Source organism: Hongsoonwoonella zoysiae, assembly GCF_013266695.1.
In the GTDB taxonomy this organism is placed as follows: domain Bacteria; phylum Pseudomonadota; class Alphaproteobacteria; order Rhizobiales; family Stappiaceae; genus Hongsoonwoonella; species Hongsoonwoonella zoysiae.
In genome coordinates, this window is record NZ_JABRXF010000002.1 from 797246 (window position 1) to 821536 (window position 24291).

A 24291-nucleotide genomic window follows, 5' to 3' on the forward strand; every position below is an offset into this window, starting at 1 on the left:
GACCTGTCCCGCATCCCACGTTTGCCACCCCGCTCCTCGACTTGAAGCGCGTGTTATTGGCGCCTATAGGCACCCTCAAAGTCTTTCGTAGGCTCGTCGGTAACGCTCAAGATTGGTTTCGGTGTAAGTCAGGTAATCGAAATCGATAAACGACGTGAGTTCCGACACCATGCTCCACATCGTTTCGCGCAATAGCGAGGCGCATTTCATTGCGCCATAGCTTTGCATAAGGCGGGTGTCCGGTTCCCTACCGATATAGGTCTTCAGCATCAGCCGCTCAGCCTCATCCGGCAGGACGCAATTGGTCGCGAGACCGCCGAGGTCGAAAAGCGGTGAGTTGAAGCCGCCATATTCCCAATCCACGAGCCAATAGCGGTCTTCTCCACGCAAGATGTTGGCCGGCAGCAGATCGTTGTGCCCAAGTACGAGATCGATCTTGCCAACCGCTTTTTCCAGCCTTTCGGCTTCCTGCATCAACTGCGGGAGCTTCTGGATGTGAGGTGAATTGCGCGCCGAAAGGAACCCGCAATAGTCACGCAGGACATGAAACACCCAGAAGGTCATTATCGGCCCTCGCGCAAGCACGGTAACCTCTCGGTGCGCCCTGGCGACAAGACGGGTTACGTCCACCAGCGTGCCCTGATCGTGCAGATCGGCCTCGGACAACGCCGTGGCTTCTTCGAATTCAAGCACGAGAATGCCGGCTTCGGCATGATGTACCGCCGGTGAAATGCCTGCAGCTGCCGCGGCCCGGCTGATGGCCAGTTCATTGAACCGCATGACGCCATGCTCGGGGATGTCATCTCCGAAGCGGACCACGTATTTTCGGCCCTGGTCCTTAAGCGTCAGATTGACATTGGTAATGCCACCCTCAAGTGGCTCTATGTCCTGCGGATCGGCCCAACACGACAATGCCCGCGCTTTTTTTATCGCCTCTTCAAGTGCGCTCATTCCAGTCCCAGCCTTTGTTGAGATGAGCGGGCCAGCGCCGTGACCACCCGGTCCGCGATTATCGCGATGAAGGCAACCGATAGTCCAGCGACGATGCCCTGGCCAATATTGGCCTTGGTAAGCGCGATATAAACCTCCTGGCCGAGATCCCGCGTACCAACGAGAGCCGTTATGACAAGCATCGATATCGCCAGCATGATGGTCTGGTTGAGGCCGAGCAGGAGGGACGGCGCCGCAAGAGGCAGCTTGATCCTCCAGAGGATCTGACGCTCGGTACAGCCGGACACCTTGCCCGCCTCAATCAGTTCTTCGTCGACAGAACGAATGCCATGCGCCGCATAGCGCACGGCCGGCGCCAGCGCGTAAAGCACGACGGCTATCATTGCCGAAAAGTCGCCAACGCGGAAAAGCATCACGACCGGGATCAGATAGACGAAACTTGGCAGCGTCTGCAGCGTATCGATCATTGCGCCGATAATGGAATTGGCCCTCGGGTTCTGGCCGGCCCATATCCCCAACGGAATACCGATCAGGCTCGCGATCAGAACCGAAACCGAGCAAAGGTAGATGGTCGTCATTGCCTCACGCCAGAGGCCTGACGCTGCGATGAAGAACGTCATCACAGCGGCCATCATGCCCAACCTCCAACCGCAGATACGTGCTGCCGCCAAACCGACGACGACGATGCCCCAAGCCCACGGGATACCGGTGAAGAAGCGCTTTACCGGAAGGAGCAGGAAATTCAGCAAAACCGTTTTGACCGCCTCGATCGCGTCGAAGAAATTGATGTTTATCCACTCTATCGCGGAATTCCAGAACGTTCCCGTCGTGACGGTAAGATTTGCCGGATATTCCCGAAATTCCGGAAAATAGACACCCGCCAGCGTTGTCGAGATCGTAATCAGGGCAACAAGCGTCAAAACGGGGTGGCGCTTATGAAATGGCATTTGCGAATTTCCGGGTGGGCGAACCCGCCGCACGGCGAATGCCTGGCTTAGACGGTCCAATGCTATGGCCATGACGACGATAGCGAGCCCGGCTTCTATGCCTCCGCCAATATCAAGACGCCGCAATGCGGTCAGAACGTCGTAGCCAAGCCCGCCTGCCCCGATCATGGATGCTATGATGACCATATTGAGACTGAGCATGATGACCTGATTGACGCCGACCATGAGCGACGGCATCGCGGTGGGCACAAGCACCTTCCACATGAGTTGCCCGCGCCTGCAGCCAACCATGCGCCCGGCTTCGATCACTTCCTCCGGCACCGTGCGTAGTGCCACAGTCGAGATGCGCACCATCGGCGGCATTGCGTAGATCACCGTCGCGATCAGTGCGGCCACCGGACCGAAACCAAAAAGGACAAGGATCGGGACGAGATACGCAAAGACCGGGACCGTCTGCATCAAGTCGAGAACGGGGCGCAGGAATCGTTCAAAAGCGGGCATCCGATAGGCGGCAATGCCGAGCGCAAGCCCTCCGACAACGCCAATGGGAACGGCGATGAGCACCGATGCGAGCGTGACCATGGCGCTTTCCCACTGCCCGAAGATGGCAAGATAAGAAAAGCAGAACCCCACCAACAGGGCGAGCGCCCAATCCTTGGCGTAAAGGGCAAGGGCAACGACAATTGCGATGATCGCGATCCAACTGAGGGGCGGCGCAACTTCCAGCGCCTGCTGCCCTTGCCCGATCGTAAAACCCTCGATCAGAAATGACCGCGTAAGGTCATATGGTGCCTCGACAAGGGATGAGATGAACCGGGTGAAATCCCGAAAGGTGAATAGCCCGAAGCTTAAGTCCTCGACGAGCCAGTTCGTCGCATTGGAAATCCACCTGTCGAGAGGTATTTCCAGATTCTTTGGATAGCGGATGATCCAGCGTGCATCGAATGCCTTGTAGAGCGCAAACGACCAGGTCGACAGCGCCCATGTGATTAAAAAAAGTATTATCCAGAAGATCCGGGAAACAGAGGGTACGGCGGCAAAAACCGGTGCCGGGGCCTGAGCCGATTCAGCATGGTGGTGCACCCCATCCGTCATGCGCCCGCCCGCCCTATCATGATATCTATTGCGGTCCGGGCGTCTACGGTTCCGATTGCCTCTCCTCCTTCGCCGGTCACCTTGAAGGGATGCGTCGCGGCATCGATCCGGCGAACGGTGTCCGCGACAGTTAGATTGCCTGAAAGTTCTCCGGCATAAGTGCCTTCGGGAACGCCCGGCGACATGATTGAGCGCAGCTTCGTCACCTTGGCGCGCGGAACATGACGGGTGAATTCCTCGACATAAGGCGTCGCCGGATCGAGAACCAGTTCCTCGGGCGTTGCCGTCTGCTCGATACGCCCCCCCTTCATGACCGCAATACGATCGGCAAGGCGGATCGCCTCATCGAAATCATGCGTGATGAAGACGATCGTCTTGTGCAGCATGGACTGAAGACGGAGAAACTCGTCCTGCATTTCACGGCGGATAAGCGGATCAAGCGCGGAAAAGGGTTCGTCGAGGAACCAAAGGTCAGGGTCCGCGACCAACGAGCGGGCGATGCCGACGCGCTGCTGCTGACCGCCGGAAAGCTGACGCGGGTAATAGTCTTCCCGCCCCGTCAGGCCGACGATATCTATCATCTGTCGCGCCTTTTCCTCCCGGGTGCGGCGGTTCACCCCCTGAACCTCAAGCGGGAAAGCCGCGTTCTGCAGTACAGTGAGATGCGGCAACAAGGCAAAGTGCTGAAAAACCATGCCCATTTTCTTGCGCCGAAGATGAATGAGTTCGCTCTCACTCATCGCCAGCAAATCATTGCCTTCGAAACGGATTTCACCCGCCGTCGGCTCGACAAGGCGGGACAAACACCTCACCAGGGTGGATTTTCCAGATCCGGACAATCCCATGATGACGAAAATTTCGCCCTTCCGGATCTCAACGCTAGCGTCCCGCACGGCACTGATGATGTTACCATCCGCCAACTCCCGGTCGGTGGGTGCGCCGTTGTGCTTTTCAAGAAAACCCTTGGCTTGAGGCCCATAGAGTTTCCAGACTCCGCGGCAATCAAGGATGACAGGGCGCTCCATCGCCAACTCCGGTCTAGAGCATATCCCGCGAATTCAGAATCGGATTTCGCGATAAGGACATGCTCAAATCTTTGATTCTGCAGCGATTTCTCGTTACGAATGCGATCTCGCTTTCAGGACAAGCGCTCCAGGGCATCAGGTCGTCAGACACAATAACGGCGGTGCCTTTCCGGACACCGCCGATGAAGTTTTCATTACTGAGCCCAGGAACTCCAGCTATCTTTGTTTGCCGCCATCCATTCTGCGACCACATCCTCAACCGACATTCCCTGAAGATCGACCTTCGCGACCATCTCGCCCATATCTTCGTTACTGACGTGGAATGCCCTGATCGCCTTGGCGGCGCCCGGCCACTTTTCCTCGACGCCTTTCCAGGCAACTTTCCAGATCGGACCGGTCGGCTTGCCGCAGTCGTAGGCGGCATCGGGGTTGATGCCGGCGGACGGATCGTTATAGCACTCCACGGAGAAAGGCGGGAATTTCACGAAGCTGCCTTCATATTTCGAAGGAGCCCAGTGAGGCGAGTAGAGCCACAACACGATTGGCGCCTTGCGCTGATAGGCGGATTCAAGCTCCGCAAAAAGGGCGGCGTCCGTGCCGGCATGGACAACTTCGAAATCCATGCCGAGAGCCTCGACGCGTTCATCATCAAAGCCGCCCCAGGTAACGGGCCCGCCGAGATAACGGCCAAGCGGCGCGGTCTCCGGTGTGGCGAATTCTTCCGCGCAATCATTAAGGGCTTTCCAATCCGGCAGGCCGGGGCAGACGTCCGCCATATAGGCGGGGTACCACCACTCCTCAATGGCGACCATGCCCGTTTCGCCCATGTTCACGACATTGCCGGTTGCGGTCGCCTCATCCATGGCTTCGCGACCCGTTGTCTCCCAGATTTCCATGGCGACGTGGAGATCGCCGGTTTTCAGGCCGGCGAACTGGGCAATGTAATCGGCCTGAACATATTCGATATTATAGCCGGCGTTCTTGAGCACTTCGCCCATGATCGTGGTGGTCACGATCTGACCGGTCCAATCATGGGTCGTCAGCTTGATCGGGTCTGTCGATTCCGGCCCCGCTGCCGCCGTATGAACCGCCAAGGTGGAGAAAGCGGCCACGGCCGCCAAGAATTTACGAGCCATCTCAGAATTCCCCGCTGATTTTCCTTGTCCGATCCTTTCGACGACCGGAATAAAAACGTATCAACGATTCCACAAAACGCAACATAAACCAACATGATTTGTGGATATAGACGTCTTGCATGGCTGCCCAGCGTGCTTTTGCATGGCCTTTAGTGCAAACTTCACGTGTAATGCCGACTATCGATTGCCGAGCCCCCCCAACGACCCGCGCGGCTGGAAGCGAGCATGAAAACGGATATTGAAAAGATCGCTCAGTTGGCTACTGAAATCGTGGAACGGGCAAGCCCTATCGCGATGGCGCACTTCCGTGCGCCGCTGGCTCTTGAGGCCAAGGCCGACAATAGCCCGGTAACCATCGCGGACCGGGAAACGGAAACATTTATTCGCAAGGAGCTTGCCTCGGCATTTCCCCAGGACGGAATATTCGGAGAGGAATTCGGGACGGACAATCCGGATGCGGAGGCAGTCTGGTTCATCGATCCTATCGATGGAACGCGCTCATTCATCACCGGAAATCCGCTGTTCGGAATGTTGCTCGGGCGCTATGCGAAGGATCTGCCCCAACTCGGGATCGTACGGATGCCGGCGCTTAACGAAACCTATGTCGGCGTTAAAGGCCATGGCGCAACGCTTAACACAAAGACGATAACCTCTCGCGGCACCACGCGCCTTTGCGACGCCATGGTCTATATCAACGAGGCAGAGCAGATGAACGCGGACGACCCAGCGCGTTTTTCGCGCCTTTGCAGCATCGGGCATACTCGCCGAATGGCCTATGACTGCTATCCCCACGCCCTCGTCGCCTCGGGCCAAATCGACGCTGTGGTGGACTTCGGGCTCGAACCTTACGACTACCTCCCCCTTGTCGGGCTTGTCGAAGCCGCCGGTGGCGTGATGTGCGATTGGAACGGCGGCCCGCTTGGCCTTGCCTCCGACGGTCGCGTCGTCACCGCCGCGACTCCGGCTCTGCGCGACGAAATACTCGCCGTTCTAAACGCCTGAACAATCGGCAGGGGCGGAACAACGACCTGGATAGTGCCAGCTTGCAGGAAGGCTATCCTGCTCTGACCGCCGCAACGTGGCCCGCAAACTCCTCGCTCTGCATCAGCGCCTTGCAGCGCTCGAACCTGGTTGTAGAGTAAACCCAGAAATCTTCCGCCGGGTTCTCGTCGGCATGCTGGATCAGCCCCCACAAGGTCCAAAGCAGGTCGCACATCGCCTTGTAGACTACGACACGGCCCTTCTCCGCCGCCGTAGGCGCCCTGCCGAAGTAACCGTGAAGAAGCTCCGCTTCGCGCGCCTCGTCCATGCCCGCTTCGACCGAGAGGTCCCCTACATCCCATAGCGGATCGTTCATGCCTGAGTATTCCCAATCGACGACCCACATGACCTTGCCATCATCCAGAAAGTTTTCGCATAGCGGATCGCAATGGCAGGGTGCGAGTTCGGCCGGATTGGCAGCTAGCGCATCCTTGACCGGCTCCGCCGCCGTTACGATGTCATGGTATCCGTCAGGCAGTTCCACATCCCTTGTGGAGAGCACCTTCAGATAACCGTCGATCATGGAAAACAGCTCGAACCGGAAGTCGAATGCCTCGCCAGACCGATGCAATCTCGCAAGCGCCTCTCCGGCCCGCACGGGCGAACCCGAACGGGATTTGAAAAGATCGGGCGTCATGGTGGCGATGCCGTCTATGGTGCGCGTGATCATGACGCCGCTTTCGGCACTGGCCCAGATGACCTCAGGCGACACGCCCGCACGATGGGCAGCCCTCGCATTGGTAATCTCGACCGCGCGGTCGATATATTCTTCCGTGCCCTCTCCCGGAATGCGAACAATCACGTCGCCCTGCGGGGCCGTCACCCGATGCACCAGATTGGTCAAACCACCGAGGCGGGTGATCGAACATTCCTCCGATTTGATATCGGAAAAACCTGGAGCGTTGCGAAGAGCTGCAAGGACCAACTCCGCATTGTTTGCCATCAAACTCTCCTCAGGATTTCAGCCGTTCGTTGCGCGAGTCGTATAGCGGCCCATCGACACGCTCGACCGGATGACGGTCACCGAAGACCTCTACCTCGAACATTCCACGATCCCATAACGCGGCATCCAGATAGCCGAAGACTATCGTCTTCCCGACGGTGTGACCGAACCCGGCCGATGTCGCGAGGGAGACCGGTTCACCCCCATGAAGAATGGTCTCTCCGCCAAAGACCGGAAGCCTGGATGCGGTTACGAAAGTGCAGAGTTTGCGCCGCGGACCGCCCGTTTTCTGCTTCTCCAGCGCGTCGCGGCCGATAAAGTTTCCGCCCGACTTCAGATGGACCCGGAAGCCGAGCCCGGCCTCAATCGGCGTATAGTCGGGAGAGATGTCGGCAGACCAGTAGAGATAGCCTTTTTCGAGGCGCAAGCTGTCGATCGCGCGATAACCGACATCGCGGATTGCGTATGCTTCGCCCGCTTCGCGCAGAACACTGTAGACATGCGCGCCGAATTCGGTCGGCACATGCAACTCCCAGCCCAGTTCGCCGACAAAACCGATGCGGACCGCACGCACCGGCGCGGCGCCTACAATGACCTCCTGCGCCGTGGCGAAAGGAAATGCGGAATTTGAAACATCCTGCTCGCAGACCGCCTGCAAGACCTCACGCGACCTAGGCCCGCAAATGTTGATGACCGCGCGCGCCGACGTCATTTCGACAAGCTGAACGGAGCCATCCTTTGGCATGTGCCGGCGGATCCAGTCCGCATTGTGCGTTCCGAATCTCGAACCTGTAACGATATAGAAATGATCCTTGCCGAGGCGGGTGATCGTCAAATCCGCCTCGATCCCGCCGCGCTCGTTGCACAACTGGGCGTAGATGACAGAGCCGGCGGGCTTGTCCATGTCGCAGGCCGCGAGCCTTTGCAGGAGATCGAGAGAACCCGGGCCGATCATCTCGAATTTGGCGAAGCTCGACTGGTCGATCAAAGCAACGCCTTCGCGAACAGCCTTGTGCTCTTCGGCTGCAAACGCGTGCCAGCCCGGCTGCAGGAAATCAAGCTGGTCGACCGGTTCCACCCCTTCAGGCGCGAACCAGAGCGGCCTTTCCCAGCCGTTTTTGGAGCCGTAAACCGCGCCACGATGCCTCAGGATCCCGTAGAGCGGCGAGAGGCGGAGTCCACGGGCGCTTTCATGCTCCTCACCCGGATAGCGCATCTTGTAATGGTGGGCATAGTGCTCCACCGCGCGTGGGTACATGAAGGCTTTCGTACCGTGATGCGGGCCGAAGCGGCGAACGTCCAGCGGCCAGAGATCGAGGCTCGGCCGTCCTTCCGTAATCCATTCGGCAATCATTTCGCCCACACCGCCGCCAGCCGCTATTCCATAAAGGAAGCCTGTCGCCATCATCAGATTGTCAAAGCCCGGCGCCCAACCCATGACGAAGTCGCCGTCGGCGGAATACGGGATCGGACCATTGATCACAGTCCTGACGCCGACCTCATTCAGAATGGGCGTCACCTCGGCCGCCAATGCCGCCAGAGGCGCGAAGCGATCCAGATTATCGGGAAGAAGCTGGCGGGTGAACTCGCCGGGAATGCCGTCGTCGCCGAACGGCAAGGTTCCCTCCTCATAACCTCCGATCACCAATCGGCTGCCAGCATCGGGCTTATAGTAGACCAGCCGTTCCGGATCACGCAGCGTGGGCAGATTCTTGACCAACTCCGGGTCGGGCAGCGGCTCGGTGACGATATATTGGTGCTCGACAGCGCATGCCGGCACGCGAATCCCAAGCTTCGCGCCAAGCTCGCGGCTCCACATGCCGGCGGCAAGGACGACGACATCCGCCGTGTAGTCACCACTGGAGGTCGACACCTTCGTAATGCGGCCATCATTGACCTCGAAACCCTCGACCTTGATACCCTGCCTGATCGTGGCACCGGCTTTTCGCGCAGCGGCTGCGATCGCCTGGGTCAGGCTCGCCGGATCCACATAGCCATCGGAAGGGATATAGGCCGCACCGAGAACCCCTGAAGCATCGATATAGGGGAAGAGCGCCTTCGCTTCTTCGGCGGTGATCATATGCATTTCGAGGCCGAAGCTGCGCGCCATGGTGGTCAGTCGCCGGGCTTCCAGAAGGCGCTCCTTGGTCACCGCTAGACGAAGACTGCCGACTTTCTTCCAGTCGAATGCCATGCCCGAAACTTCTTCAAGGCTGTCGTACATGGCGACAGAACGCTGCAACATTCTGGTCGTATTGCGCGAAGACCGAAGCTGGCCAACAAGGCCCGCGGCATGCCAGGTCGCCCCCTCGGTGAGAGATGCCTTCTCCAGAAGCACGACATCCTCTTCGCCGTTCTTTGCCAGATGGTAGGCAATCGAGCACCCGATGATGCCACCGCCAATGATCAGGTGCTTTGCTTCGAACTGGCCCATTCCCGGCTCCCCGCTTTGACGACGCGAACGGCATGCTGAACGGCGGCCCTTTCAAAAAGCAACATTACTCCACATATATCAACACTGATTGTAGCTTTTTGTGCAAATCAGCCCACAAGGCGAATTCGGGCCCGAAGCCCTGACTCGCAGGCAAAGGCCGCTCGATCCGGAAAGGGTATCGGCTTCAATACCTTCGCCGCGATAATCATGCGCAGCCGGCATACGCGAAAAAGACACCTTGTCAGCATGGCACGGACGAACACTAAGCGAGCGCCAATATCCTCACGCGTTGTTACCCCACCCAATCGGCAAGGTGGACCTCAATGCCCCAATTGCGCATTGCCGCCCGCAAGTCTTCCGGAAGCCCTTCATCGGTCACAAGATGATCCACCTGATCGGGATTGCCGATCGTTACGGGCCCCTCGCGTCCGAACTTGCTTGAATCGCAAGCCATAATCCGCGTGCCGGAATTTTTCATTATATGCCGGGAAAACTTGGCCTCCTCCAGGTCGAAGAGCGTAAAGCCGTTTCGCGGATCGAGGCCGGCGGTGGAGAGGATAGCGAATTCCGTATGGAAATTGGAGACGAACGCCATCGCATCCGCGCCAAAGGCACCGCCGTCTTCGCCTCGCAGTTCGCCACCGGCCATGAAAACGCGGTTGTCGTTGCGCATGGAAAGGCGGTAGGCGACATAGACGGAGTTGGTCACGATCGTCAGCTTGCGGTGACCGCGAAGCGCATCGGCGATAAAAGCGGTAGTGCTGCCGATATCGAGAAAAAGCGAACATTCATTGGGGATCATTCTGGCTACATAACCGGCAATGCGTTTTTTTGCCGTCCGGTTCAGACTAAGCCGCTCCTGCAGATTACCCTCTTCCTGTTCTTCCTGGTCGATCAGTTGAACGCTGCCGTGCGACTTCTCCACAGCCCCCATTTCCACGAGCCGTTTGACGTTACGACGAACGGTTTCTCCGGAAATACCCAACGCCTCCGCCAGAACGCTGATCTTCTGCAATCCGCCGACCTTACGCAACTCGTTCAGGATCTGTCGTTGCGTGTGATTGGGAAATGCATCCATGCGTATCAGTCTCCTGCGAGTGGCCGAACGACTCACGCTAAGAGAAATTCCCACGCAAGGCCACATTCACTGTGGGTTTCATGACAATATCACATTATTCAACGTTCATTTCAGTCAAAACGTGGACTTTTGCGGATAGTTGTGCATGTTTTGAGGAAATTTGTGGATTTCTTGGAACGTCCTACGTTAACAACGGCGAGTCGGCACGCCTGAAGGTATTGACGGCCAGCCTGTAGAAAGCTCAAGGCTCACAGAGGACCAGATGACCCAAATTCCCTCTTCCGCTCAGGTGGTTGTCATCGGTGGTGGCATTATCGGCTGTTCAACCGCTTATCATCTCGCAAAAGCCGGGGTCGAAGTCGTCCTGCTTGAGCGCAGAAAGCTTACATCCGGAACGACATTCCATGCGGCAGGCCTTGTCGGGCAGTTGCGGTCGAACGCCAATGTGACACAACTTCTGGGTTATTCCATCGATCTCTATAACAAGCTGGAAGAAGAAACCGGGCAGGCAACCGGCTGGAAAATGAATGGCGGCCTCCGCCTTGCCTGCAACGAGGAACGCTGGACGGAAGTACGCCGTCAGGCGACGACGGCACACAGCTTCGGCCTGGACATGCAGCTTCTGTCACCGAAAGAAGCGCTCGACCTTTGGCCGCTGATGAACATCGATGACGTCGTCGGCGCGGCCTTCCTGCCGACGGACGGGCAAGCCAACCCCTCCGATATCACTCAGGCGCTGGCGAAAGGCGCGCGGATGGCAGGCGCCCGGATAATCGAGGACACGAAGGTGCTCTCGGTCGATATTCAGGATGGCTTCATCAAAGGCGTTGAGACGGAACACGGGCGCATAGATTGCGAAAAGGTCGTCGCCTGCTGCGGACAATGGACGCGCGCCTTCGCGAAGTCCTGCGGCGTCAATGTGCCTCTCGTACCGGTAGAGCACCAGTACATGGTCACGGAACGAATTGAGGGCGTGCCTTCAAACCTGCCGACACTGCGCGACCCGGACCGCCTCACCTACTACAAGGAAGAGGTTGGCGGCCTGGTCATGGGCGGCTATGAGCCTAACCCGATCCTCTGGGCAAAGGACGGCATTCCAAAGGGTTTCCATTACACCTTGCTCGACAGCAATTTCGATCACTTCGAGCAATTGATGGAACTGTCGCTAGGCCGGGTACCCGCCCTTGAAACGGCAGGGATCAAGGAACTCGTCAACGGCCCGGAAAGCTTCACGCCCGACGGGATGTTCATCCTCGGCGAAGCCCCGGAGCAGCAAAACTTCTTTGTGGGCGCCGGCTTCAATGCCTTCGGCATCGCAGCCGGTGGCGGCGCAGGAATGGCGCTGGCCGAATGGGTGCGAAACGGCGAAGCGCCTTTCGACCTCTGGCCTGCCGACATCCGCCGTTTCGGGCGTCCGCATTTCGACGACGACTGGATCCGCAAGCGCACCTATGAAGCTTACGGCAAGCACTACACGATGGCATGGCCGTCCGAAGAGCACCGTTCTGGCCGTCCTTGCAGAAAATCGCCGCTCTACGATAAGCTTATGGCCGACGGTGCGGTGTTCGGGGAAAAACTCGGCTGGGAGCGGCCGAACTGGTTCGCCGATGCCGCAGCCGGAGAGGAGCAGAAGGATATCTACACCTTCGGGCGGCCGAACTGGCACGATGCTGTCGGGCGCGAGCATAAAGCCTGCCGTGAAGCGGCCGCCCTTTTCGACCAGACCTCGTTTGCCAAATTCGTCCTCAAAGGGCCGGACGCCTGCGACGCGCTGAGCTGGATCGCCTCCAACGACGTCAACAAGCCCGTCGGCAGCCTGGTCTATACCCAGATGCTGAACGACCGCGCAGGCATCGAGTGCGATCTGACGGTCGCGCGCATGAAGCCCGACGAATATTACATCGTCACCGGCACCGGTTTCGCGACGCATGATTTCGACTGGATATCGCGAAACATTCCAGATGGAATGAACGTCCAGCTCGTGGACATCACCTCATCCAATATGGTCTTGTCGCTGATGGGCCCGAGAGCGCGCGATATCCTGAGCAAGGTCACGTCGGCTGACGTCTCCAATGAAGCATTCCCCTTCGGCACGGCAAGGGTGATCGGCATCGCCGGCTGCCCGGTCACGGCGTTGCGCGTGACCTATGTCGGAGAACTCGGTTGGGAACTGCATGTTCCGGTGGAATACGCAGCGACCGTTTATGCCGCGCTTCACGAAGCCGGCGCCCCCCTCGGCCTCGTCAATGCCGGATACCGAGCGATCGAAACCTTGCGCCTGGAAAAAGGCTACCGCGCATGGGGTTCCGACATCGGGCCCGACCACACCCCGGACGAAGCCGGCCTCGGCTGGGCGGTAAAAATGAAGAAAAACTTCGACTTCAAAGGGCGCGCCGCTGTGGAAGCCCAACGCCAGAAAGGCGTGAAGAAGAGGATGGCGACTTTCATCGCAGACCCAAGCGTCATTTTGCTCGGCCGTGAAACGATCTACCGCAATGGCGAAAGGGTTGGCTGGCTGTCGTCAGCAGGTTTCGGCCATACGATCGGAAAGTCGATCGGCATGGGCTACATCCGCAATCCGCAAGGTGTCAGCGCGGATTACATTGCCGAGGGCGAGTATGAGCTTGAGGTCGCCACCGAACGCGTGCCTTGCAGCGTCACGCTCAGCCCCCTTTACGATCCGAAAATGGAGCGCGTGAAAGCCTGACGCCCGAAGTCGGCTTTCTCACTCCCACTCGATCGTTCCGGGGGGCTTGGACGTCACGTCGTAGACGACGCGGTTGATGCCCTTGACCTCGTTGATGATGCGGGTCGCCGCCTTCGACAGGAATTCCATATCGAAATGATAGAAGTCCGCGGTCATCCCGTCTGTGGAGGTGACGGCCCTCAAGGCGCAGACATATTCGTACGTCCGCCCGTCACCCATCACGCCCACGGTCTGCACCGGAAGAAGCACGGCAAACGCCTGCCAGATCGCGTCGTATAGTCCGGCCTTGCGGATTTCGTCGAGATAGATCGCATCAGCCTTGCGCAATATATCGAGTTTTTCGCGACTGATACTACCCGGGCAGCGGATGGCGAGACCGGGCCCCGGGAACGGATGACGGGCAACGAAAGCATCCGGCAGGCCCAATTCCTTACCGAGTATGCGCACCTCGTCCTTGAAGAGTTCGCGCAGCGGCTCGACGAGCTTCATGTTCATACGCTCGGGCAGGCCGCCGACGTTGTGGTGCGACTTGATTGTCACCGACGGACCGCCGGTGAAGGATACGCTCTCAATGACATCCGGATAGAGCGTCCCCTGTGCCAGGAATTCCGCCCCGCCGATCTTCTTCGCCTCGGCCTCGAATACCTCAACGAACAAGCGTCCGATCGTCTTTCGCTTGGCTTCCGGGTCTCTCTCGCCTTCAAGCGCGCTGATGAAAGTGTCCGAAGCATCCACATGGACAAGCGGGATGTTGTAATGTTCGCGGAAAAGGGTGACGACCTGCTCCGCTTCTTTCATGCGCAACAACCCATGGTCGACGAAAATGCAGGTCAGTTGATCGCCGATTGCCTCATGAATGAGGACGGCGGCAACCGCGCTATCGACGCCACCCGACAGGCCGCAAATGACCTTTCGATCCCCAACCTGTTCTCGAATGCGCGCCACCGCATCCTCGCGGAATGAGGCCATCGTCCAGTCGCCGGAACATCCCGCGATCTTCTGCACGAAATTCCGCAAGAGTTTAGCGCCGTCCGGCGTATGGATCACCTCGGGGTGGAACATAAAGGAATAGAAGTTGCGTTCTTCATCCGCCGATACCGCGAAGGGAGCGTTCGGCGAGCTTGCGAAAACCTCGAATCCCGGCGCGAGACTGATCACACGGTCGCCGTGGCTCATCCACACCTGGTGCTGCTCGCCCGCTTCCCAGACCCCGTCGAAAATACGGCTGTTCTTCTTGATCTCCACGAAGGCCCGGCCGAATTCCCGGTGATCGGCAGGTTCAGCCTCACCGCCCAATTGCGCGACCATCGTCATCTGTCCGTAGCAGATACCGAGAACCGGAATTCCCGCCTCGAAAACCTCTTGCGGGGCGCGGGGACTGCCGACATCCGTTGTTGAAGCAGGCCCGCCGGAGAGGATCACCGCCCTGGGCTGCATTTCTCGAAATGCCTTCTCGGCAGATTGGAAAGGCACAATTTCCGAATAGACCCCGCACTCGCGCACGCGCCGCGCTATGAGCTGGGTGACCTGGGAGCCAAAGTCGATGATGAGAACGCTATCTGTCATGCGCCGCTTCTAGCCCCTTACCCACGCGTTTTAAACCCAAAAATGCGCCCCACTCGGCACTGGATATTCATGCGCTGTCGATAATGGCGCCGAGCAATTGTCCAAGGCGCACGCGTTCCTGAACACCCAGCCCCTTGAGGAAGGCGGTTTCCAGATCCGATAACTTGCGGTCGACCTCGCACGCCAGCGTTCGCCCGGCTTTCGAAGGGGTCAGTACAACCAGACGCCTGTCCTGCTTGTTGATTATTTTTTTGAGGAAGCGCCTATCCGACAGCCTCGTCGCGGCGCGACTTATAGCCACCGTATCAAGCCCGGTAAGCGGTACGAGATCGCGCACTGACACACAATCGGCATCGAGCAACGCGCGTAGCACCATCCACTCGGCAAGCGAAAGATCGAACTCTTCCGACAGCGCCTTGGCGATCCTTCGTTCGACAAGCCGTGCGGCGTGCAACACGCGAAACGGAAGATAGTTTTCCGAAAATGCGACTTCGCTGTCGAACAGCGATATCTGATCGGCGGCTTGCGCCTTATTACGTCCCATGAAGCCACGCCTCCGAAAATCTTCCAGCGTAAACTCAATTCATTTGAAACGATACAAACCAGCGGCGCAACGGTTTACGACATAAAGCTGTCCATAATCCGAAGGACGCTCAAATGGCGCTTTGACCGCAGGTCGTGCGACACCTACCCTTTTGCGTGGGGATTGGGGACGATTCGGCTGTAAAACCGCGCCGAGCATGCCCACCGGGGCCGGATGAAAGCGGTTTTCGATCTTCACCGACGGGACAACGCTCGATATGGCAGTGTTCGACGACAAGATCTCCATAGATGCGGCCGTCGCCGAAGCCGCCCGGCTTGAGCGGAACGGCGATTACGACGCGGCCCTTGCGATCTATGAAAACCTCCACCAACGCCACCCGACGGACCTCGACCTAAAATACCGGACGGGAACCGCCTTGCTGCGCGTGGGACGACTGGAGGAAGCTGTTCCTGTGTTGCGTCAGGTCGTCTTCAACGATCCCGACCATACCAGGGCACGCTCGAACCTTGGCAATGCTCACCTGCTGCTGGAAAATTACGACTACGCGGCAGAAGCGTTCCGTGCCGTTCTAGATTTCGATCCGAAAAACAAAAACGCCCTGTTTGGCCTGGCGACGATCCTCATAAAACAGGGCCTACCCGGCGAAGCCTTGCCGCTGGCGCAACGCCTAGTCAATGAACTGCCAAGCAATCCCGCCGCCCTCACAATTGCCGCCGATGCAAGCTCGCTTGATACCACTCAACTTGACGCGGCCATCGCCCGCTACAGGCAGGCACTCAGAATCGATAGCAACTATATTCCGGCTTATCTCGGTCTCGGACGCGCCTTGCAACAGCGCAAACGCAGCAAGGAAGCCTACGACTGCGCCTGCGCGGTTATCGAGCGTGAACCGTCCAATCCGGAAGGTTATGACCTCAAAGGCGCAATCCTTGCCGAAATGCAGGACTATGAAGCTGCGGAGAATGCTTTCCTGCGAGCGCTCGAAATCACTCCCCGGGATACCCGGATCCTGATTCATCTGACCGAAGCCGCGCGAAAAGCGGGCAAGCCTCTACGCGCGGTGGCCTATGCGGAGCAGGCATGGACGCTCGATCCGACGAACAAGCACGCCGGCAAGGCTCTCGGCTCTTCGCTCTCGGCCCTCGGGAAAAACTCGCTCGCCCGAGAAATTCTGCTGGCCGGCGGCGCCCGGGCGGATATCAAAGCGGAAACGCTGGTTAATATTCGCAAGCTTGCGGAAGAAGCCCGAAATGCGGACGGTGAAGCCCCCCTGTTCCTGTCTGACACCGACCGGGCACCAGCGCCGAAATCGCATTCAATCGGTCACGCGGAACAAGAAGAAGCGCCCCAGCCCAACGGAGGAGCCGAAGCGGGGCCGGTCGATCGGCCTGACGAGGCAAACCTCGGTGATGAAGATCAATCTCCCGAAGAAGATCGCGAAGGCGAAGACGAGCAGGGCAAGGCCTTCCCGCTCTTGCGCAAGATCTAATGCCAGCAGAGATTTTCAAACATCTTCCCGGCGGAGAATGCTGACGAAAAAGCCATCCGTACCGCTTCTGGCGGGCGACAAGGTAGCGAAGCCGGAGTCATCGAATCGTGCCCGATCGGCAGTACCTCCAAGCACCCTTCCCCATTCGGCCTTCAAGTCCAGCGGCTTGAAACGACGATCTTCTTCGAGAAAGCTGATGAGTTGGTCTCGGTTTTCGGATGGAAGCAGCGAGCAGGTGACGTAGACAAGCCGCCCGCCGGGACGAACATATTTGCTTGCTGTGCGAATGACGTCCCGCTGTTCCGCCTTGCGGCCGCCGAGCGCCCTTTCCGAAAGGCGCCATTTTGAATCCGGACGCCTGCGCCAAACCCCGGTTCCCGAACACGGAGCATCCGCGAAAACCAGGTCCATCCGCGCTTCAAGGTCCTCCAAGCCGCCAGTTTGAGGATCGCGAATTTGAACGTTACGAACGCCCGCGCGGCGAAGCCTCTCATGTATCGGCGCAAGGCGCAGGCGATCTGCATCATAAGCGTAGATCTGCCCACGGTTTTCCATTTCGCCCGCCAGCGCGAGCGTCTTGCCGCCGCCGCCTGCGCAAAGGTCCAGAACCTGATCGCCGCCTTTGGCGCCTGCCAGCAGGGCCGCTATCTGACTTGCTTCATCCTGAAGCTCGAACCACCCTTTCCGAAAACTTTCTTCGGCTTGAACATGCGGCATCCGACCTGCGCCTTCAGCTGGCGCGATGCGCAGACCGAGAGGAGAAAGCGACATTGGCTCCGCACCCAGATGATGCAGCCGTTTCAACAGCTTTTCGCGGGAAGCCTTCAACCGGTTCAACCGCATATCGATCGGCGCGCGGCTTGCGAGAGACCTGCCCTCCGTGACCGCATCTTCGCCGAATTCGGTGGAAAACTCTGGCCAAAGCCACTCAGGTACGTCGGCCCGAATCCAATCCGGCGCACCTTCAAGCGAAGCGGCTTTGAGCCTTTCGGCCTCTTCTTCCGAAAGCGGCGGCGGAGCATGTCTGTCGTCTTCAAGCGCGCTTGCGATTCCTTCCATGCCCCCGCCCCAGGATATTCCATAAACAGCGAGGGCAAGCGAGCGCGGGCTCGCATCGTTCATCATGAACGAGAGCGATGCTTTCGACCGCAATGCGTCGAACACGAGGTTGCCTATCGCGACCCTGTCGCCGGAGCCTGCGAAACGATGGCTGGTTCCCCAATCCTTGAGCGCATCCTGCACGGGGCGGCGGCGGCTTTCGATATCGGTCAGGACATCGATCGCCGCGGCGATACGTCCGCCATCCTTCATCCTATCTGCGCTCCATTGAAACGGGCCGGCACGCCCTGATCGATCACTTCAAAATCAGACGTTCGACGGGTAATTCGGCGATTCACGGGTGATCGTGACGTCATGGGCATGACTTTCCCGCAAACTTGCACCGGAAATCCGCACAAAACGCGCTTTTTCCTGAAGTTCAGGAATTGTTTTGGCGCCGACGTAGCCCATTGCGGCGCGCAAGCCCCCGGCAAGCTGATGCAGGACGCTTGAAAGGGGCCCCTTGTAAGGCACCTGACCTTCGATGCCTTCGGGAACGAGCTTCAGGGAGTCGCGCACTTCTGCCTGGAAGTAACGGTCGGCGGAACCGCGGGCCATGGCGCCCACCGACCCCATGCCGCGATAGGATTTGTAGGAACGCCCCTGGTGAAGATAAACCTCGCCCGGGCTTTCCTCCGTACCGGCAAGGAGGGAGCCGACCATGGCGCAAGCGGCGCCGGCGGCAAGCGCCTTGGCAAGATCGCCGGAGTATTTGATGCCGCCATCGGCAACGACCGGAACATCCTGCTTGTTGGCCTCTTCACAAGCTTCGAGGATAGCTGTCAGCTGAGGCACGCCGACGCCCGCGACGACACGGGTCGTGCAGATCGACCCCGGTCCGATACCGACTTTCACCGCGTCAGCACCAGCATCGATCAGCGCTTTGGTTCCGTCACGCGTCGCCACATTGCCTGCAAGCACCTGCACCGAGTTCGACAATGTCTTCACCCTGCCGACCATATCCAGGACACGCTGCGAATGTCCGTGCGCGGTATCGACGACGACGAGGTCCACACCCGCATCTATAAGGCGCTCCGCTCGCTCAAAGCCTTCGGTGCCGACGGAGGTTGCGGCGCCGACCCGCAGTCTGCCCTGATCATCCTTGGACGCATTCGGGTGAAGTTGGGCTTTTTCTATGTCCTTGACCGTGACTAGGCCCGTGCAATTGTAATCATCGTCCACGACGACGAGTTTTTCGATCCGGTGCTGGTGCAGGAGGCGCTTGGCCTCTTCCTGGTTAACGGTGTCGCGAACCGTAATCAGGTTTTCGCGGGTCATAAGTTCTCGAACGGGTTGCGCCGGCGAAGATGCGAACCGAACGTCACGGTTCGTCAGGATACCAACGAGACGACCCGTCACCTGCCCTCCCTTGCCGCCATTTTCAACGACAGGAATGCCAGAGATGCCCGCATGTTTCATGAGGTCCAGAGCGTCCTGAAGAGTCGCGTCCGGTCCAATCACCAGCGGGTTGACTACCATGCCGGACTCGAACTTCTTGACCTGGCGAACCTGCTCGGCTTGCTGATCCAGCGTGAAATTGCGATGCAAAATGCCAATGCCGCCGGCCTGCGCCATGGCGATGGCCAATCGCGCCTCCGTCACGGTGTCCATCGCGGAAGACAGAATCGGCAAATTGAGCGACAGGCTGCGCGTGACGCGTCCGCGCAGGTCGGCCTCCGCCGGAAGAACCTCCGAATGGCCGGGGAGCAAGAGAACGTCGTCGAAAGTCAGTGCTTCGCGACCGAAAGTCGGTTCGTAAATGGACGGCATGGGCCAGTTCTCCCTGCTTGCGAAATAGCACCGACCGGTCGCGCGCCGGGAACCATGGCGAACGATGAGCGACTCAGGCAGTGCCGGAGAAGTTGGCGCGGGTCAATAACATGGCCGTGACGGGATGGGAAGCGGCATGATCACGCAATTTTCGCGCAACTTGATAGAAATCTATCATATAACATCGACTTGCAATTGATCCGATCACATCAAATCCTGCTATAAGTCGTCAAAACCTCCACATTTCAGAGTTTCCAGTGCTTCCTCGCCAAAGACTGGTCGCGCTTGTCGTCGCCTGCGCCCTCTTCATGCAAACGCTCGATTCCACGATATTGGGCACCGCGTTGCCGGCAATCGGGAAAAGTTTTTCGATCGATCCCGTTCGCCTGCATCTGGCTATGACGTCCTATCTGATCGCGCTGGCCGTTTTCATGCCAGTCAGCGGCTGGATTGCCGACCGTTTCGGCACGCGCAATGTGTTTCGTTGGGCGGTCGCGATATTTGTTCTGGCGTCGGTCGGTTGTGGCGCTGCGTCAAGTGTCGCCGAGCTCATTTTCATGCGTGTCGTTCAGGGGGTGGGCGGCGCCCTGATGGTGCCTGTCGCCCGGCTTGCATTGCTGCGCGCGGTTCCGAAATCTCAGCTCGTTCAGGCGATGACCTGGGTAACGGTGCCCGCGTTGATCGGTCCGGTGGTGGGTCCACCGCTCGGCGGTTTCCTGGTCACCTATGCCGAATGGCCCTGGATATTCTGGATAAACGTCCCCGTCGGCCTGCTCGGGGTCGGGCTTGCAACCCTCTATTTCGAGGACATTCGAGGAAAGGAGAAACCGCCTTTCGATCTGAAGGGTTTCTGCCTCTCCGCCGTTGCCATTTCGGGCCTATTGTTCGGGTCCGAACTGGTGCCCAATACCCATATTGCCGGACACACGGGCCATTTCCTGGTTGCGATCGGTTTGCTTTCGGGAATTGCCTATGTCCAACATGCGAATACAGCGTCCGCGCCGATCCTCGATCTGTCGCTGCTGAGAATTCCGACATTCCGTGTCAGCCTTTTCGGAGGATCTTTTTTCCGCTTCGGTATCGGGGCGATCCCATTCCTGTTGCCGCTGATGCTGCAGCAGGGATTCGGCAAGAGCGCAATAAACTCCGGCCTTATCACATTCGCCGCGGCGGCCGGCGCGATCTCGATGAAATTCGCCGCACCGCGCATATTGGCGCGGGCCGGATTCAGAAACGTGCTCAGCCTCAATGCACTGCTCGCAGCCATATCGATTGCAGCCTGCGCCGCTTTCTCGCCCCAAACACCGGCAGCTCTCATGATCGCGGTTCTTTTTATCGGCGGATTCTTTCGGTCGCTGCAATTTACCGCGTTGAACTCAATCGCATTTGCGGACCTGGACGATGCTGAGATGAGCCGCGCGACCGGCTTCACCTCAATGGCACAGCAACTGTCATTGTCGATAGGGGTGAGCTTGGCCGCGCTGACACTTTCGGCGGCGTCTATGATTCGCGGTAACGAAGGCGCCGGCCCGCAGGACTATGCGATCGCATTTCTCGTCATCGCTGGCATCGTGCTCTTGTCCGCAATCTCATTTCTGACGCTGGACCGCGGTGCCGGGGCTTCGGTTTCAGGGCATGCGGCTACGGTGGGCGGAGCGTCTCGTCCCCCTTCCGACACAAGGGCTTAAGTTACCCATTGCTGTCTCTGCACCCGCGAAATCCCTTGGCAAGAACATAAAGCTCAGGACTCTCCTTGCGGCTCGCCGGTGGCTTTACGTGAACGACGGAATGATAATCCTGCTTCAATTGGCGAAGCAGTTCATTCTCCGTGCCGCCACGAAAGACCTTGGACAGGAAATTGCCGCCTGGGGCAAGGTTCTCCCGGGCAAAATCCGCTGCGACCTCAAAGAGGTAAGTTGTCCGAAGATGGTCCGTCTTTCGATGACCCGTCGTCGGCGCGGCCATATCGGACAAGACAAGGTCGGGCTTGAGGCCGCCAAGTGCATCTATCAATGCTTGCGGCGCGTCGTCATCCAGAAAGTCTTTCTTCAAGAGCGTCACACCGGGGATCGGTTCGACATCCAGATAATCGATGCCAACCACGAGCGGGGCCCCATCGATTGATCCGGTCACATCGGCTGCAATCTGGCACCAACCGCCAGGGGCGGCGCCGAGATCCACGACACGTATCCCTGGCTTCAAAAGCTTATGTTTCTCGTCGATCTCCAACAGCTTGTATGCCGCGCGAGAGCGATAGCCGTCGATCTTCGAGCGCCGGACATAAGGATCGTTCAGATGGCGTTCGAGCCAGCGCGTGGAGGATTCCGTGCGCTTACCCGCCGTCTTGACGCGTTGATGAAGGCCGCGCTCGCCGCGACCCCGCCCTGAAGTGGTCATGAAACCTTTCCGGTTTGCCAGATTATCTTTGCCGGCGCCTACCGTGCCATTTGCCGGGTCGCGATCTGCGCCAGACATCGTCGGCCGACATTAACTCCATGAGGATTCCCTCGCGCAAGCCCCTGTCGGCGACCCTGAGCCGCTGGCAGGTCCAGCGCCGGCGAATTGCCTCGAGAATTGCACAGCCGGCAAGTACGAGATCGGCACGATCCGCGCCGATGCAAGGGTTCTTCACCCGCTCTTCGTAAGGCATCGACCGCAAACGATCTATCATCGCCGAAACGTCTTCATGGTCGAGCCACGCACCGTCCACCCGGCGGCGATCATAGCGCTTCAAGCCGAAATGCACACCCGCGAGCGTCGTCACCGTGCCCGAAGTGCCCAGCATGTGAACCTTGCCGGAGCAAATCGCTTCCGTCAGTTGCTCACCGAGAGCGAAAGATTCCAGATGGGCCGCCGCGTCCCCCACCATCGCTTCGAAGACATCCACCGTGACGTTCCGCCCACCATGGCGCTCGGCCAGATTGACTACACCCACAGGAAGCGAAATCCATGCGCGTATGAATTTCGTCAAGGCGTAGCCCCGCGCTCCGCAGCGGTTGCGCAAGTCAAGCCAGACGATCTCCGAGGAGCCGCCGCCAATATCGAAGAGCACGACGCCGTCGGCCTCCGGATCCACTAGCGATGCGCATCCGGCGACCGCCAACCGGGCTTCAGTTTCCCGCGAAACGATCTCAAGGGAAAGACCCGTCTGATCGCGCACGCGGTCGATAAATCTTTCACCGTTCTCAGCGGCCCGGCACGCTTCGGTCGCGATCAGGCGAAACCTTTCAACACCGCGTTGGATGAGCTTGTCCCGGCAACAGTCGAGCGCCTCGACGGCACGGTCCATCGCCTCGTTGGAAAGTCTCCGTGTATGTCCAAGCCCCTCGCCAAGGCGAACGATTTTGGAAAAAGCATCAACGACCCTGAACCCGCGCGTTTCCGGGCGCGCCACCAGCAAGCGGCAGTTGTTCGTCCCGAGATCGAGTGCGGCATATAGAGGCGTCTGCCTGCGTGCGTCTTCAGCTTCCCTGCCCTTCTCCGCGCTCGTGGGAGAATGCCCGGAATTCCTGCCGTTGAGATACCGCGATTTGGAAATCGCGGCGCTTTCCTCATTCCCGCGGTATTCCGCACACTCTGCGGCCATTTCCTTGCTTGCATGCCCATTGATGACATGCCCGTCGTCCACCACGCGGGGACGGGCGGAATCGGGCAAGGATTTGCGATTTGAGTTTCCGGAATGGGCAGGTGCAGCCTTGCAAGGCCCTGCAGACGACGGCTGAGCCTGCGAGTTCTCCGGGATCTCGGAGAATTGCTCCGCTCTGCGCTCGGCCCTGTTCGGACGGCGCCGACGCCTCTTCTTTCTTGACTGCCTCGTGCCCGATCCGCCCGGAGCCGCATGGACGGACAAGCCACCCGCGGTTGCCGGTTGCGGAGCCTCGGTCAGACGTCCGCCATCCGCCCATTGCCTCTTGTGAGGCCCTCGTCGCGATGGTTTGCGTCCATCATCCGATGTCTCCGCGGTATCGGGCACAGACCGGAATATCTCCGGCCCGATTTCGCCCGTGTCGCTCACTTCAAGCCCTCGGCAGCGCTCCTTTAAAGCGCCGCCCTCCAATCTATAGTTGACGTGAGTGTAGCAGCTTGCGCCCATTGAGCAAATCCAACATGCGGATCTCAGATGGAAGCGCGAGTGTTGGACATGCCTGTCTATTTGGCACCGCCACCGTTTTGCACAGGCGTTTGGAGCGCACGAAAAATTCGCCGCACGGTGTTGCATCGGCCCAGCCGATTTGTATATAACAACGCCATCGGCACCGCGGACGTCTTCTTCCCGCGCATTGCCTCTTACACTGGGGAATAGGTTAACGGTAGACCCGCGGACTCTGACTCCGTTAGTCCTGGTTCGAATCCAGGTTCCCCAGCCATCTTACCGAGACATCACAATAATCTAGCGAATCTCCCTCCGCTTCGCTCCAATCCCCCTCCGCCGAATTCCGAGAAGAGGCAATAGGATGGTTGGACGCA

17 protein-coding genes and 1 tRNA gene are annotated in these 24291 nt (G+C 58.8%); 5 read left to right on the forward strand and 13 right to left on the reverse strand.

What is annotated here, in order from left to right; all coding sequences use genetic code 11:
• Nucleotides 1-75 precede the first annotated feature (75 nt).
• The 4 genes from HPQ64_RS14840 to HPQ64_RS14855 all read right to left on the reverse strand — a co-directional run bounded on the left by HPQ64_RS14840 (nucleotide 76) and on the right by HPQ64_RS14855 (nucleotide 5154).
• Nucleotides 76-951, reverse strand: a complete 876-nt coding sequence (locus HPQ64_RS14840; RefSeq protein ID WP_172889286.1) for a phosphotransferase — start codon at nucleotides 949-951, stop codon at nucleotides 76-78.
• Nucleotides 948-2993, reverse strand: coding sequence for an ABC transporter permease (locus HPQ64_RS14845; RefSeq protein WP_172889287.1), 2046 nt, complete (start codon nucleotides 2991-2993; stop codon nucleotides 948-950). The genes HPQ64_RS14840 and HPQ64_RS14845 overlap by 4 nt, the downstream gene beginning before the upstream one ends.
• On the reverse strand, nucleotides 2990-4018 hold the full coding sequence (locus tag HPQ64_RS14850; protein WP_172889288.1) for a quaternary amine ABC transporter ATP-binding protein: 1029 nt from the start codon (nucleotides 4016-4018) through the stop codon (nucleotides 2990-2992). Before HPQ64_RS14850 ends, HPQ64_RS14845 begins: the two co-directional genes overlap by 4 nt.
• Nucleotides 4019-4212: 194 nt before the next feature.
• Nucleotides 4213-5154, reverse strand: coding sequence for an ABC transporter substrate-binding protein (locus HPQ64_RS14855; protein ID WP_172889289.1), 942 nt, complete (start codon nucleotides 5152-5154; stop codon nucleotides 4213-4215).
• A gap of 225 nt (nucleotides 5155-5379) precedes the next feature.
• Here HPQ64_RS14855 and HPQ64_RS14860 point away from each other — a divergent pair, with 225 nt between their 5' ends.
• Nucleotides 5380-6156: an inositol monophosphatase family protein gene (locus tag HPQ64_RS14860; RefSeq protein WP_172889290.1), complete on the forward strand. Its 777-nt coding sequence runs from the start codon at nucleotides 5380-5382 to the stop codon at nucleotides 6154-6156.
• 52 nt (nucleotides 6157-6208) lie between these two features.
• Here the strand turns inward: HPQ64_RS14860 and HPQ64_RS14865 are convergent, their stop codons facing one another.
• From HPQ64_RS14865 to HPQ64_RS14875, 3 genes are all read right to left on the reverse strand, one after another.
• Entirely contained in the window at nucleotides 6209-7141 is a 933-nt protein-coding gene (locus tag HPQ64_RS14865; protein ID WP_425483823.1) for a phosphotransferase, read from the reverse strand.
• A 7-nt stretch (nucleotides 7142-7148) separates the two neighbouring features.
• Entirely contained in the window at nucleotides 7149-9572 is a 2424-nt protein-coding gene (locus HPQ64_RS14870; RefSeq protein ID WP_172889292.1) for a GcvT family protein, read from the reverse strand.
• A 292-nt stretch (nucleotides 9573-9864) separates the two neighbouring features.
• The gene (locus tag HPQ64_RS14875) at nucleotides 9865-10650 is read right to left on the reverse strand and encodes a DeoR/GlpR family DNA-binding transcription regulator (RefSeq protein ID WP_172889293.1); all 786 of its coding nucleotides are present in this window, start codon (nucleotides 10648-10650) and stop codon (nucleotides 9865-9867) included.
• A gap of 262 nt (nucleotides 10651-10912) precedes the next feature.
• Here HPQ64_RS14875 and HPQ64_RS14880 point away from each other — a divergent pair, with 262 nt between their 5' ends.
• On the forward strand, nucleotides 10913-13357 hold the full coding sequence (locus HPQ64_RS14880; RefSeq protein WP_172889294.1) for a GcvT family protein: 2445 nt from the start codon (nucleotides 10913-10915) through the stop codon (nucleotides 13355-13357).
• Between the two features lie 18 nt (nucleotides 13358-13375).
• On the opposite strand, the gene guaA is transcribed toward HPQ64_RS14880, so the two are convergent.
• Together guaA and HPQ64_RS14890 are read right to left on the reverse strand one after the other, a co-directional pair.
• Entirely contained in the window at nucleotides 13376-14923 is a 1548-nt protein-coding gene (gene guaA, locus HPQ64_RS14885; protein WP_172889295.1) for a glutamine-hydrolyzing GMP synthase, read from the reverse strand.
• A gap of 67 nt (nucleotides 14924-14990) precedes the next feature.
• On the reverse strand, nucleotides 14991-15467 hold the full coding sequence (locus HPQ64_RS14890; RefSeq protein ID WP_172889296.1) for a MarR family winged helix-turn-helix transcriptional regulator: 477 nt from the start codon (nucleotides 15465-15467) through the stop codon (nucleotides 14991-14993).
• A 256-nt stretch (nucleotides 15468-15723) separates the two neighbouring features.
• Here HPQ64_RS14890 and HPQ64_RS14895 point away from each other — a divergent pair, with 256 nt between their 5' ends.
• Nucleotides 15724-16956, forward strand: a complete 1233-nt coding sequence (locus HPQ64_RS14895) for a tetratricopeptide repeat protein (RefSeq protein WP_246270715.1) — start codon at nucleotides 15724-15726, stop codon at nucleotides 16954-16956.
• 15 nt (nucleotides 16957-16971) lie between these two features.
• Here HPQ64_RS14895 and HPQ64_RS14900 read toward each other — a convergent pair whose 3' ends face one another.
• Entirely contained in the window at nucleotides 16972-18267 is a 1296-nt protein-coding gene (locus HPQ64_RS14900; protein ID WP_172889298.1) for an RsmB/NOP family class I SAM-dependent RNA methyltransferase, read from the reverse strand.
• Between the two features lie 54 nt (nucleotides 18268-18321).
• Nucleotides 18322-19824, reverse strand: a complete 1503-nt coding sequence (gene guaB / locus HPQ64_RS14905; RefSeq protein WP_172889299.1) for an IMP dehydrogenase — start codon at nucleotides 19822-19824, stop codon at nucleotides 18322-18324.
• A gap of 257 nt (nucleotides 19825-20081) precedes the next feature.
• On the opposite strand from guaB, the gene HPQ64_RS14910 reads away from it, so the two are divergent.
• A complete protein-coding gene (locus tag HPQ64_RS14910) occupies nucleotides 20082-21512 on the forward strand; it encodes a DHA2 family efflux MFS transporter permease subunit (protein ID WP_343036017.1) in 1431 nt (476 codons plus the stop codon).
• Between the two features lies 1 nt (nucleotide 21513).
• On the opposite strand, the gene HPQ64_RS14915 is transcribed toward HPQ64_RS14910, so the two are convergent.
• Complete coding sequence (locus tag HPQ64_RS14915) at nucleotides 21514-22221, reverse strand: RlmE family RNA methyltransferase (RefSeq protein WP_172889300.1); 708 nt, start codon at nucleotides 22219-22221, stop codon at nucleotides 21514-21516.
• Nucleotides 22222-22243: 22 nt separating this feature from the next.
• Nucleotides 22244-23710 carry a Ppx/GppA phosphatase family protein gene (locus tag HPQ64_RS20235; protein ID WP_425483830.1) on the reverse strand — a complete coding sequence of 489 codons (1467 nt, stop codon included), beginning with the start codon at nucleotides 23708-23710 and terminating at the stop codon, nucleotides 22244-22246.
• A 407-nt stretch (nucleotides 23711-24117) separates the two neighbouring features.
• Here HPQ64_RS20235 and HPQ64_RS14925 point away from each other — a divergent pair.
• Nucleotides 24118-24191, forward strand: a tRNA-Gln gene (locus tag HPQ64_RS14925).
• The last annotated feature ends 100 nt before the right edge of the window (nucleotides 24192-24291 follow it).

What these genes read in the sequence shown, in the direction of transcription:
- HPQ64_RS14850 (WP_172889288.1), bottom strand. Translation starts at nt 4,018, where the DNA reads ATGGAGCGCCCTGTCATCCTTGATTGCCGCGGAGTCTGGAAACTCTAT.
- guaB (WP_172889299.1), bottom strand. Translation starts at nt 19,824, where the DNA reads ATGCCGTCCATTTACGAACCGACTTTCGGTCGCGAAGCACTGACTTTC.
- HPQ64_RS14845 (WP_172889287.1), bottom strand. Translation starts at nt 2,993, where the DNA reads ATGACGGATGGGGTGCACCACCATGCTGAATCGGCTCAGGCCCCGGCA.
- HPQ64_RS14880 (WP_172889294.1), top strand. Translation starts at nt 10,913, where the DNA reads ATGACCCAAATTCCCTCTTCCGCTCAGGTGGTTGTCATCGGTGGTGGC.
- HPQ64_RS14875 (WP_172889293.1), bottom strand. Translation starts at nt 10,650, where the DNA reads ATGGATGCATTTCCCAATCACACGCAACGACAGATCCTGAACGAGTTG.
- HPQ64_RS14870 (WP_172889292.1), bottom strand. Translation starts at nt 9,572, where the DNA reads ATGGGCCAGTTCGAAGCAAAGCACCTGATCATTGGCGGTGGCATCATC.
- HPQ64_RS14840 (WP_172889286.1), bottom strand. Translation starts at nt 951, where the DNA reads ATGAGCGCACTTGAAGAGGCGATAAAAAAAGCGCGGGCATTGTCGTGT.
- HPQ64_RS14890 (WP_172889296.1), bottom strand. Translation starts at nt 15,467, where the DNA reads ATGGGACGTAATAAGGCGCAAGCCGCCGATCAGATATCGCTGTTCGAC.
- HPQ64_RS14855 (WP_172889289.1), bottom strand. Translation starts at nt 5,154, where the DNA reads ATGGCTCGTAAATTCTTGGCGGCCGTGGCCGCTTTCTCCACCTTGGCG.
- HPQ64_RS14900 (WP_172889298.1), bottom strand. Translation starts at nt 18,267, where the DNA reads ATGAAGGATGGCGGACGTATCGCCGCGGCGATCGATGTCCTGACCGAT.
- guaA (WP_172889295.1), bottom strand. Translation starts at nt 14,923, where the DNA reads ATGACAGATAGCGTTCTCATCATCGACTTTGGCTCCCAGGTCACCCAG.
- HPQ64_RS14895 (WP_246270715.1), top strand. Translation starts at nt 15,724, where the DNA reads ATGGCAGTGTTCGACGACAAGATCTCCATAGATGCGGCCGTCGCCGAA.
- HPQ64_RS14860 (WP_172889290.1), top strand. Translation starts at nt 5,380, where the DNA reads ATGAAAACGGATATTGAAAAGATCGCTCAGTTGGCTACTGAAATCGTG.
- HPQ64_RS14915 (WP_172889300.1), bottom strand. Translation starts at nt 22,221, where the DNA reads ATGACCACTTCAGGGCGGGGTCGCGGCGAGCGCGGCCTTCATCAACGC.